Origin of the sequence: Clostridium saccharoperbutylacetonicum N1-4(HMT) (genome assembly GCF_000340885.1) — a bacterium.
Lineage (GTDB): Bacteria > Bacillota > Clostridia > Clostridiales > Clostridiaceae > Clostridium > Clostridium saccharoperbutylacetonicum.
In genome coordinates, this window is sequence record NC_020291.1 from 3,825,514 (window position 1) to 3,837,945 (window position 12,432).

Genomic DNA, 12,432 nt, shown 5'->3' on the forward strand with positions numbered 1-12,432 from the left:
TGATGATGGTTATTAGTGGAAGGTTGTTTCATTTTCTGCTTGTCATAAATTTACTTTAGGAACATGCAGAAATGGGTGCAACCTTCCACTTAGAACCTTCCAGCGAAAATTTCACTAGTCCTGTGGAAGATAAATGTATATGATTTCGGTAATTGTTCCATAAGTCTAATTCTCGCTTTGGATATCTATATTATCTATTAAAGAATTAATATCATTTTTAAATACTAAAATAACCTGTAGTCTCCAAATGGAAAACCTACAGGCTATAATATAAATTACATAACTATATTTTACTATTAAATAATTTTAAAAAAACATCTTCATTATATATATAATAAGTGCTGATAAAGTTGCAGTAATAGGGATTGTTAATATCCAAGCCCAAACTATATTTTGTGCTACTCCCCATTTAACAGACTTAAATCTTTTTGATGCTCCAACACCCATTACAGTAGTTGAAATTATATGTGTTGTACTTACTGGTGCATGGAAAAATGTAGCTAGGAAGATTACTGCTGCACCACCAGTTTGAGCTGCAAATCCATTAACAGGTGTTAATTTAGCCATCCCACTTCCCATAGTTTTGATAATTTTTTTTCCTCCTGATGCTGTTCCCAATGCCATAGCTAAAGCACAACATGCTATTACCCAAGTTGGAACTGCAAATTCATGAATAAATTTTCCACTTAGCAAGGCCATGGTAATTAATCCCATTGATTTTTGAGCATCATTACTACCGTGGTTTAATGCCATAAGCGCACCTGCAACCACTTGGAATTTTAAAAATATCTTATTTACTAAACCAGGTTTAAAAGGTCTTAAAATCCAATTTAATAATATCATTAAAAAGTATCCAACTACAAAACCTATAATTGGAGCAATAAATATCCAAATTATTACTTCATGAAATAAATTAGACCAATTTACTACATTAAAACTATTATTATATGCTATTCCTCCACCCATTAATGCTCCAATTAGAGCATGAGAAGAACTGCTTGGTATACCAAAATACCAAGTTATTATATTCCATATTATCGCTGAAATTAAAACTCCTAATATAACCCATTGTTCAATCGAGTTATGGCTTACTATACTTTCACCTACAGTTTTTGCAACTGCTGTTCCACTAAATGCACCAATAAAATTAAATATTGCACATATTATAATTGCTGTTCTTGGTGTAAGAGCTCTAGTTGTAATTGATGTTGCAACTGCTGTGGCTGTGTCATGAAATCCATTAATAAAATCAAATATTAATACCGTTATTACTATTAATACCGTTATAGTCATAGCACTAAGCATTCTTAATTACAACTCCCTCTATGATATTTGCAATTTTTTCACACTTATCAATAGTGTTTTCCATTATTTGATAAATTTCTTTCCATTTAATAATTTCTATTGGATCTTTTTCATTTCTAAATAATTCGCACACAGTTTGCCTAAATAAACGGTCCGCTCCACTTTCAATTTGGTTTATCACCTTTATCTTCTCAGCAATTTGATTTTTACCGCCCATTAAGTGAAGTTCATCCATTAATTCTACTAAATGACCAGTACATTTAATTAACATATCAGCTAATAATTTTGATGCTTCTGTACTTTGCTTAACATTAAACATTACAAATCTATGTACTGCTGAATTGATTAAATCTAAAACATCATCTAATCTCTTAATTAAAACATAGATATCCTCTCTATCAAATGGAGTAATAAAAGAATCGTTTAATTCTTTAACTATAATACCTACTATTCTATCACCTTGATGTTCTAATTCTTCTATTCTACTTACATCAAGATCAATATTATCTAGTGAATCTAAGGTCCTTCTTAAAAGTTTTGCACCTTCATCAACGATTTGTGCAGCTTCATTAAACAGTTTATAAAATTTGTCTTCTTTTGGATTTAAATTGAACATATTATCACATCTCCCTATAAGTATAAAAATTTAATATATTGCCAAATGTCATAATCCTGTTCTAGTATATTCTATTTTAATATAAATTTAAACTATTTTTAAAAAACTTAACCTAAATTTAATATAAATATGCTTGAATTTTCTCATATATTAATTTTATTAGTAATTTTTGTAATCAAAAACAGATTTAATTTACTTTAATTTATCACTTTAGCAATAATTTCTCAGAAATCTTAACAGAAAATTTGCAAACTAAAAGTTGCAAAAATAATGTAAGAACATATATTACTTTCCATTATTCTATGCAACTTTTAATTTAAATTAATTATTATTCATTATTCTTTTTTGCTCTTGGGAAGTATGTTGTATGCAATAATTCATGAGCCTTATTACTTAGTGGATGTCCTAAATATTTTTCATATATTGCAAGAACTTCTGGATTTTCATTAGATCTTCTAAGAGTCTTAGCTCTATCTATATTATTTAAACCTTCAGCTCTTTTTTGTAAAACTTCGTCTTTATTCTTTCTTATTTTAGGTTGACCACCGCCACCAATACAGCCTCCTACACACGCCATTATTTCTATAGCATGGAAGAATTCTTCACCAGATCTTACTTTATCCAACATCTTAGCTGCTTCTCTAAGTCCATGAGCAACACCGATTCTCAATTTAATATCTTTGACTTCTATTTCACAAACTCTAAATCCATCCCAGCCTCTAAGACCTTCAAATTCGATGTTGTCAACTCTTTCTCCAGTCATATTTTCCATTGCTGTTCTTACAGCTGCTTCAATAACTCCACCTGTTCTACCAAAAATGATACCAGCACCAGTATATTCACCCATTACTGTATCTATTTCTTCATCTTCAAGAGTTCTTAAATCTATTCCTGAATCTTGGAAAATCTTAATAAGTTCTCTTGTTGTTATAACATAGTTAACATCTGAATCTAGATTTACAGAAAATTCTGGTCTTGATGCTTCATATTTTTTAGCAATACAAGGCATAATTGCAACTGACGATATTTCTTCTCTCTTTAATCCTTTTTCTTTTGCCCAGATTTCTTTAGCAACAATACCAAACATCTCCATAGGAGATTTTGCTGAAGAAGGAACTTCTAACATGTCACCATAATTTTGTTCTATAAATTTAATCCATGAAGGACAGCATGAAGTAAGTATTGGAAGTTTTACATTTTCATCTCCTGCAAGATGCTTTTCAAGTCTTTCTTGAAGTTCAGCTGCTTCTTCCATTATTGTCAAATCAGCTCCCCAAGAAGTATCAAATACATAGTCTACTCCTAACTTTCTAAGTCCTGCTGCTAATTTCTTTTCAACATTTTCTCCTGGTTCAAAGCCAAAAGCTTCACCTATAGCTACACGAACAGCTGGAGCCATTTGAGTAATTACAACCTTATTAGGTGTTGCTAAGTTTCTAAGGAATAAAAGAGTATTATCTCCCGTAAATATTGCATCTACTGGACATGCTGATACACAGGCACCACAATGAGTACATCTATTATCGTCTATTACATGTTGTTTTTTCAATTCTCCATCTATACAATCCACTGGACATGCTCTTTTACAAGCTCCACATCCAATACACTTCTTTGTAATTTTTAGTTTAATTAAATGACTACACTGAGAAGTTGGACATTTCTTTTCTTCAATGTGCTCCTCAATTTCTTCGTAAAATTTATCTATAATTTCTTCCATTATATTATGCTTTTGATTCATTTTAGTCTTAACAGTTATTGCAAGATTTCTTAATGTATAAAGTTCACGCATATTAGATACGCCTTTACTTATTCTATTTAAGACATTATACATTTCTGTTATATCTTCTTTTACTATTTCATAATTTTTATAAGAACCATCCTTGATTTTTGCTAATAAGTATCTTATATAGAATTTTTCAAATTGGATTATACAATCCTCTTGTGATAAAACAATAATTGTCTTTGCTATATTTTCATAAAACAAATTAAAATCAAATTCTTTATTTAAACTATCTTCAGTTAAAAACCCGCCAAAAGGTAATCCAATTTGTGCTGCTTTAAAACCACTTTTATTTATTAGTCCACCACATAATTCTATTATATCATTAAGAGTTGCCCCTTCTGGAACTTCTATTATCCCCGGTTTATTAACCTTACCGCAGATTGCTATTTTTCTGCCATCCTTTAATTGTTTTAACTCTTCCTCACTAAAAACTGAGAATACTGATCCTAATGAACTTTGAATAAATGATGTATTGTTGTTCACCATAATTTCACTCCTTATTTTCATGTAATGGTTATATTAAATTTAGTTACTAACAAATACATTTTTTCCCACAAAAATTTAAATTTGTTATTTTGAAAACTAAAATTTATTTACATTTTTAAGTATATCATATTTTAATTAAAAAATCCTTTGACAGAATATTATTATTATTATCAAAAAAAGACTTTAAATTGATAATCTTTATATATCCTTACTTACCTTTTCTTTAAACTCTTCAACTCCAACTCTATCAATAAAAAATCCTAATTTTTCTCCATCTTCTGCAAATTCCATGTAATATTCAAAAATATTATCTACTAAGTTAAGTGCTTGTTCTTCTGATATATCTTGTGCAATAATATCTGCCATCCTTGGATTATACCCTCCAGAACCCCCAGCAGAAACAATAAATCCCGTCTTATCTGCAATTACACCTACATCTTTACTATATACACTACCACAAGCATTTCTACAGCCTGCAACCCCAATTTTAGTTCTACACGGAGTCTCCATCCACTGATACTTTTTTGAAAGTTTCATACCTGTTCCAATTGTATTAAATTTTGACCTCTTACAATAGCCTGCTGGACACATTTCTACATTCTTAACTGAATTTTGCGTTCTTACAGCAGGTTCCATTCCTAGTTCATTCCATATAGCTTCCAAGTCTTCCTGCTTAAGGTTAGTTATTAATATTCTTTGACCAGATGTAATTTTAAGTACCCCTTTATATTTTTTAGCTATATCTAAGATTTTTTGCATATTATCTATAGTTATAAATCCCCCTGGAATATGTGGGGTTATTGCGAAAGTTCTCTTTCCATTTATAACTTTTTGAAGATTTCCATAACTCATATTATCCCTCCGTTCTAGTTTGCAGTTTACAATTTTACAGTTTACAATGAATGTTTAAACATCCACAGGTGAAAGTTCATGTTTCCAAATATAAAAGCTCCCAAGGAGAAACTTCATGTTTCCAAATATAAAATTTGGACATTCACTTTTTGGACATTCACTTTTTCGACACTTACTTTTGCTCCAGAATTTCTATTTAATTAATGTAGAACTTTTATCAGAACTTATGCATTATAATTATATTACATAACAAAATAGCAATATGTATCATATGTTACAATACAAAAGCCCATAAAAAGAATACAATGATACTATTTCAATAAATTTTAATCAATCTTCGTACCACAGTAAGGGCAAAATTTAAAATTACCATCTACTTCATTTTTACAATTTCTACATACAGTCTTTCCATATACATTAGAACCATATTGCTTTTGATCCAAATCATATAAATCCCAATATGTTATGTTTATATTCTCACCACGCTCAATTGCTTTACCCTTTTCTTTTTTAATACCATATACTTCGTTACAATTTTCACATACTAAATAATATTTTTCATTCCACTTAAAAATAGGTATAAAGAAGAAATGAAAAAAATCATAGCTTTTTATTAAGTGACCTTTGACTGTTGATTTACATCTATTACAATTGATATTATCTATAATAGTAATTTCCTTTTCTTTACTTTCTATTCCAAATATTCCTATAAAAAACATACACTCATTTCCTTTAATATTTTATTGTTGACTTCTAAAGCATTATTGCCATGACAATATTATAACATAGAAATACTTCTATTGTTTACTATGTTCTCAATATGTTGTTGTTAAATAAGAGTATTAAAGAAAAAACAAGCCAGTATTTCTACCAATGTCATCTTAACTTAATGACATTGGTATGTCTACTAACTTGTTTCACTACAAAATAAAATTTGATTTTATTAATTTATAAGGCTTCACCAAGATAAGCCTTTTTAATTTCATCATTTGCAAGTAATTCTTGTCCTGAACCACTTAATGTAATTCTTCCAGTCTCCATAATATAACCTACATCAGCTATTTTAAGAGCTGCATTAGCATTTTGTTCTATCAAAAGAACTGTCATACCTTCTTCATTAATCTTTTTAATTATTCCAAATAATTCTTTAACTATTATAGGTGCTAGACCTAAAGAAGGTTCATCCATCATTATAAGCTTAGGTCTTGACATTAAAGCTCTGCCTATAGCTAACATCTGCTGTTCTCCACCTGAAAGCGTCCCAGCTAATTGCCAAGTTCTTTCCTTAAGTCTAGGAAATAATGAATATACTTTTTCTAAATCTTCTGCGATACCTTTAGCATCATTTCTTGAGTATGCACCTATTTTTAAATTTTCTAAAACTGTAAGGTCAGAAAAAACCCTTCTACCTTCTGGTACTAAAGCAATTCCCTTTTTAACCATTAATTCAGTGCTAAGCTTAGTTAAATCAGTTCCTTCATAATCTATACTTCCACTTTTAGGTTTAACAAGACCTACTATGGATTTCAAGGTAGTACTTTTCCCAGCTCCATTTGCTCCAACCAAAGTAACAATTTTACCACTAGGTACTTCCATGCTTATGCCTTTTAAGGCTTCTATTCCTCCATAAGCAACTACTAAATTATCAATTTTAATCATCTTCAGATACCCCCAAATATGCGTCTATAACCTTCTTATTGTTTTGTATTTCAGAAGGTGTACCTTCAGCTATAGTAATACCATATTCAAAAACTTGTATTCTATCAGATAAACTCATAACCATACTCATATGATGTTCAATCATAAATATTGATAACTTGAACTTATCTTTTATTTCTTTAACAAAAGCAGTAAGCTCATCTGTTTCTGTAGGATTCATTCCTGCTGCTGGTTCATCGAGCAAAAGGAGCTTAGGATTAGTTGCAAGTGCTCTAGCTATTTCAAGCTTTCTTTGCTTACCATATGGAAGCGAACTAGCTTTTTCATCTTTTAAGTCTTCAAGACCTAATTCTCTCAAAAGGTCTAGAGATTTTTTAATCATTTCCTTTTCTTCTTTTCTGTATTTAGGAAGTTTTAACATAGCTTCAAAACAATTTGATTTTATATGTACGTGATTAGCAATTAATACATTGTCAAGCACACTTAAATCTTTAAATAATCTTATATTTTGAAAGGTTCTTGCTATACCAGTTTGAGTTATTTTATCTTGTCTCATCCCTGTAATATTAGTACCATTAAAAGTAATTTGTCCTTTTGTAGGAGTATAAACATTAGTAATCATATTAAAAGCTGTAGTCTTTCCAGCCCCATTTGGTCCAATTAATGAAATTATTTCACCGTCATTAATTTGAAGATTAAAATCACTTACAGCTGTAAGTCCTCCAAACTGCATTGTTGCATTTTGAACATTTAATAATGCCATTATTTATCTCCCCCTTCTTCTAGAGGTTTATTGTTTGTATATTTAAATATTGATTTCCATGAAAATTCTTTTGTTCCCATAATTCCATGTCTAAAGAACAATACTATTACCATAAGTAATATCGAAAATATAACCATTCTTAAACCTGGTATACCTGTAAAACTGAAAATTCCTAAATCAAACACTTTTTCCATGTCCAAAAATCTTAAGACTTCTCCAAGAATTGTTACAATGAAGGCTGAAATTACTGTACCAGTAACACTTCCCATACCACCAATTACTATAATAAGAAGTATATTAAAAGTAAGACTGAATTTGAACATATTAGGATCTATTGTTCCCATTAAGTTACCAAGTAAACCTCCGCCTACTCCTGCAAAAAACGCTCCAACAGCAAATCCAATAACCTTATGTTTAAATAAACTTATTCCCATGCTTTCAGCAGCTATTTCATCTTCTCTAATTGCCTTTAAAGCTCTACCATATGAACTATTTATAAGTGACAATAAAATTATTATGGTTGCAATAGTAATTCCAAAACTCCAGTATAAATTTGTCATGTGAGGAATACCTCTAAGACCTAAAGCACCATTAGTTAAGCTTTGTGCATTAGTAATTACTATTCTAATAATTTCTGCAAACCCTAAAGTAACAATAGCTAGATAATCTCCTTTAAGTCTTAAAGCTGGAGCACCAATTAAGATTGCTATTAGGGCTGATAAAAGTCCTGCTATAATTAACGCTACTATAAATGGCACTGAAATATGATTAAATGGTGCCATTAATGGTTCCATAAAGAAATTTTGATTTTTTACTTTTTCAGACATAGTCAATAATGCAGTTGTATATGCACCTATTGCAATAAACCCAGCATGTCCTAATGAAAAAAGTCCTGTAAATCCATTTATTAAATTCAAACTAAGTCCAAGCACTGTATATATAGCACATAAATTCAAAATTCTAATTTTATATGAGTCTAAGCCATTATTTGCAACAAACAAGAGTAAAAATACAATTGCAATAAGAGCTATATTTAAAAATTTATTTTTATTGTTCATTTTTACACCTTCTCTGTTAGATTTTTGCCCATAATTCCAGTAGGCTTAAATAATAATATTATAATTAATAAAACGAAAGCTAATGCATCTCTATATCCAGTTAATGCTGGAAAGAATCCAACTAACATGATTTCTGTTAGTCCAAGAATAAATCCACCAATAACTGCACCTTTAATATCTCCAATACCACCTATTACAGCAGCTATAAAGCATTTTAATCCTGGCATCATCCCCATAAGAGCAACTATCTGTGGATATTTCACACACCACATCATTGATCCTACAGCTGCAAGTCCTGAACCTATTGCAAAAGTAAAAGATATTATTCTATTCACGTTTATACCCATAAGTCTTGCAGTTTCTACATCCTTAGATGCAGCTCTCATAGCCATACCAACATTTGTATTATTAACAAGATGTAATAAAATGAATAATAAAATTATAGTAACTATTGGAATGATAAAAGTAAGATTTTGAATCGAAACCCCACCTATAACCATAACGTTAGTAAATAATTTTATATCAGGGAATGCCTTAGGTCTTCCCCCAAATAAAACAACCGCTAAATTTTCAAGTAAGAAAGACACACCAATTGCAGAAATCAAAACTGAAATCTTAGGTGCATTTCTAAGTGGTCTGTACGCTGCAAACTCAATTCCCATTCCAAGTACTGCTGTAATTACAATAGCTATTATAAAAGCAAAGTACCAAGGTAGTCCAAACGTTGCTATTCCAAAGAATGCGAAGTATGCCCCCATCATAAATATATCTCCATGAGCAAAGTTTATAAGCTTTAGTATTCCATAAACCATTGTATAACCAATAGCTATTAAGGCATATAAGCTTCCCAGTGAAATCCCATTTGCCAAGTTTTGCATGAATGTTGTAAAATCCATTAATGTCATATTTTCACCCCTATTTTATTCTGGTTTTATTGTGTCTAGATATGTAAACTTACCATCTTTAACAACCTTTAAAACCGCATCTTTTACTGCATTATTATTTTCATCTATCGTTATAACTCCAGCTGCTCCAGGGAAATTCTTAGTTTTTGCAATTTCATCTCTAATTTTCACTGGATCAGTTGAATTTGCTCTCTTAATTGCATCTAAAATTACCAAATAAGCATCATATGATAGTGCAGTTACTGCTGCTGGTTCTTTATTATATTCTTTTCTATATGCATCTAAAAATGTCTTAGATTCAGTAGTAATAGGTGTCTCACTAGCAAAGAAAGTTGAAAATACTGTACCTTCGACATCCTCTTTACCTATATCTAAGAATTCTGGTGTTTCCCATGTATCACCACCAATTATAGGTGTTTTAATACCAAGTTGTCTCGCTTGTTTTATTATCATTGCACCTTCAGTAAAGTTCCCTGGCGCAAATATAACATCTGGATTACTGCTTTTTATATTTGTAAGCTGAGCTGTAAAATCCTGATCACCAGTATTATAATTTGCTTTAGCTACAACTGCATTTTCATCACCAGTTAATTTCTTGAATTCATCAGTAAAAAATTTACAAATACCAACTGAATAATCACTTGAAACCTCTTGAAGAAGTGCCACTTTTTTAGCTTTTAAATTATTTGCTGCATATTTTGCCATAACAGTCCCTTGAAAAGGATCTATAAAGCAAACTCTAAAGTAATAATCATTACCTGCAGTTACTAATGGATTTGTACAGGATGCTCCAACTGCAGGAATCTTAGCTTCCTGCACTATATCTCCCGCTGCCATTGAATTACCGCTTCCCCAACTTCCAATAATAGCGTTAACATGTTCCTGCTCAATAAGATTTGCTGCTGCACTTGCTGCTTCTACCTTGTCTGACTTGTTATCAGCAAAAACCAACTCTACTTTTTTCCCAAGTACAGTTGGATATAGTTTATTAGCAAGCTTTGCTCCTTCTACCTCCAATTCTCCTCCAGCTGCATTAGCACCTGTCATTGGTTCGAACACTCCGATTTTAATTACGTCGCTGTCCACATTTGCTTTTGTATCAGATTTTGAACTACACCCAGCTAAACTAAACGAAGCTGTCATTGCTAGCACCAAAAGCAAAGAAATTTTCCTTTTCATAAAATAATAGCCCCCCCTTATGTAAATTAACTTCTAGTGGTTACAAAAACATTATTCTTAAAATATCTTTAAGGTTATAATATTTTTATGAATCTGATATTATCTTTAAAATTGTATATAGAATAAAAATACTATATAAATATTAATAATTTATCAAAATTATCTTTTAATTTTTAACAGATAATACACACAATTTATACTATATCATATAATCTGTTATGTCAACTTTTGTCACTGAAATTTATTTAAATTTTGATGAGAAATAGCACGGTATATGCATATATAAATAGCATTTACTTAAAATTCAAAAAACCTAACAAAAAGGAGAAGTATTTCTCACTTCTCCTTTAAAATCTTTTACATCAATACAATATTCATTAGTTTATTTACTGCAACGTTTATGACATTTTATGCAACATCTATTCTTTTTTAAAAATTGTATGAATTGCTTTATTCCTATTTTTTTACCAACTTTGCATCCTTTTTCAAAGCCTTCCTTATAAACCTTCTCTAAAACCTCAGTAATGCAATTGTTCTTTTGATCATAATTGTTCTTTTGATCATACTCGGAATTCTTATCCTCGTAACTATTATCCATTTCTTCATAATCACATTTTAGTTCATCAAGGCCATAGTCCATTTTATCATAACTACTATCTATTTCTTCCATAAATTCATATTCATTTTTAAAACAATCAAATTCATTTTTATCATATTTGCTATCCATTTTATTATCTCCTTCGTAATCACAAAAATTATATATTACTTTTTTTGTAAACACATAGCTTTATATAAATAGGAGTTACCAAATAATATATCCTCAATTATATACTATGCTACTTATTAATTTTTGGTATTACTAATAACAAAAAGATAATTATATATACAATGGTTAATTCTCAATGATCACTGAAATAATAAAGTGTCAATGAATGTTGATTTCCTTTGGAAATCTTTATGTCTAAAAAAATTCATTTACAAAACAAATATGTTCACCAAATAAACTATTTTGAAAATTAAAATCCTGCTGATTCTGCCTTTACTCCAGATTCTTTCAACTCTTTTATTGCATCCTTAAACATCGCATTATCTGGTGCAATTTTTGCTGCTTGTTCATAGCAATATAAAACTTTATTTAAATCTTCTAAATGATAATAGCAAGCTGCAAGCCTATTAATCAATTCGCTATTAAGTCTATTAATTTTAAGTGACATTTTATAATATCTTACTGCTGACTTATAATTCATGCTGTACTTATCATGCTCTGTGAACTCAACTATATTTTCTCTCTTTAAATATATATTTCCTATACATTCATATACAGCACAAATCAACAATAAATTCTTTTCTTTTTCTTCATCACTAATATTTTTTTCACCAGTCCTTAAATGCATCAAAGCATTTTCCGCATCATCTAATTCTGCATAGGAAAGACCTAAATAAATATGCGCTAACGAGTCATCAGAATCATCAGAATTATCGCAATACTTTTCAAAAGCATCTATTGCTTCTTTAGTTTTAGCTAATTTTCTTAATACTAATCCTTTAATATAGTAACTATAATAATTTTCTTCATAAAATTCAGCTGCACTTTCTGTAAAATACAAAGCTTTTTCAAGTTTTCCTTTTTCATAATCACTCATTGCAAGGTTATTTAACACTAAAGATAATTGCTTTTCATCTTTTATTGTTCCACCCTTTACATTTATTCTGTTTTCCTCTAAAAATAAGTTTATTTTATCTTGTATATTTTTATTTTCTTCCATTATAATATCCTCACTTTTTTATAATTTGTTATTTATCCTTAATATTATTTTATATAATTA

Annotated in this window: 12 protein-coding genes; all 12 read right to left on the reverse strand. The window is 29.8% G+C overall.

The features are described 5' to 3' along the window. Positions 1–306 precede the first annotated feature (306 nt). Positions 307–1,305 (reverse strand): inorganic phosphate transporter, encoded by a 999-nt coding sequence (locus CSPA_RS17160; RefSeq protein WP_015393613.1) that lies wholly within the window; start codon positions 1,303–1,305, stop codon positions 307–309. Then, positions 1,298–1,921: a DUF47 domain-containing protein gene (locus tag CSPA_RS17165; RefSeq protein ID WP_015393614.1), complete on the reverse strand. Its 624-nt coding sequence runs from the start codon at positions 1,919–1,921 to the stop codon at positions 1,298–1,300. Before CSPA_RS17165 ends, CSPA_RS17160 begins: the two co-directional genes overlap by 8 nt. 328 nt (positions 1,922–2,249) lie before the next feature. Continuing rightward, positions 2,250–4,190 carry a [FeFe] hydrogenase, group A gene (locus tag CSPA_RS17170; protein ID WP_015393615.1) on the reverse strand — a complete coding sequence of 647 codons (1,941 nt, stop codon included), beginning with the start codon at positions 4,188–4,190 and terminating at the stop codon, positions 2,250–2,252. A 198-nt stretch (positions 4,191–4,388) separates the two neighbouring features. Next, a complete protein-coding gene (locus tag CSPA_RS17175; RefSeq protein ID WP_015393616.1) occupies positions 4,389–5,042 on the reverse strand; it encodes a nitrite/sulfite reductase domain-containing protein in 654 nt (217 codons plus the stop codon). Positions 5,043–5,368: 326 nt separating this feature from the next. Continuing rightward, positions 5,369–5,761, reverse strand: a complete 393-nt coding sequence (locus CSPA_RS17180) for a zinc-ribbon domain-containing protein (protein ID WP_015393617.1) — start codon at positions 5,759–5,761, stop codon at positions 5,369–5,371. A gap of 229 nt (positions 5,762–5,990) precedes the next feature. Beyond that, positions 5,991–6,701: an ABC transporter ATP-binding protein gene (locus CSPA_RS17185; protein WP_015393618.1), complete on the reverse strand. Its 711-nt coding sequence runs from the start codon at positions 6,699–6,701 to the stop codon at positions 5,991–5,993. After that, on the reverse strand, positions 6,694–7,464 hold the full coding sequence (locus CSPA_RS17190; RefSeq protein ID WP_015393619.1) for an ABC transporter ATP-binding protein: 771 nt from the start codon (positions 7,462–7,464) through the stop codon (positions 6,694–6,696). The genes CSPA_RS17185 and CSPA_RS17190 overlap by 8 nt, the downstream gene beginning before the upstream one ends. Continuing rightward, positions 7,464–8,522, reverse strand: a complete 1,059-nt coding sequence (locus CSPA_RS17195) for a branched-chain amino acid ABC transporter permease (protein WP_015393620.1) — start codon at positions 8,520–8,522, stop codon at positions 7,464–7,466. The genes CSPA_RS17190 and CSPA_RS17195 overlap by 1 nt, the downstream gene beginning before the upstream one ends. Positions 8,523–8,524: 2 nt before the next feature. Further along, positions 8,525–9,418 carry a branched-chain amino acid ABC transporter permease gene (locus CSPA_RS17200; protein ID WP_085953972.1) on the reverse strand — a complete coding sequence of 298 codons (894 nt, stop codon included), beginning with the start codon at positions 9,416–9,418 and terminating at the stop codon, positions 8,525–8,527. 24 nt (positions 9,419–9,442) lie between these two features. Then, positions 9,443–10,606 (reverse strand): ABC transporter substrate-binding protein, encoded by a 1,164-nt coding sequence (locus CSPA_RS17205; protein WP_015393622.1) that lies wholly within the window; start codon positions 10,604–10,606, stop codon positions 9,443–9,445. 382 nt (positions 10,607–10,988) lie between these two features. Continuing rightward, a complete protein-coding gene (locus CSPA_RS17210; RefSeq protein WP_015393623.1) occupies positions 10,989–11,333 on the reverse strand; it encodes a hypothetical protein in 345 nt (114 codons plus the stop codon). A 289-nt stretch (positions 11,334–11,622) separates the two neighbouring features. Further along, complete coding sequence (locus CSPA_RS17215; RefSeq protein ID WP_015393624.1) at positions 11,623–12,372, reverse strand: tetratricopeptide repeat protein; 750 nt, start codon at positions 12,370–12,372, stop codon at positions 11,623–11,625. Positions 12,373–12,432: the final 60 nt, after the last annotated feature.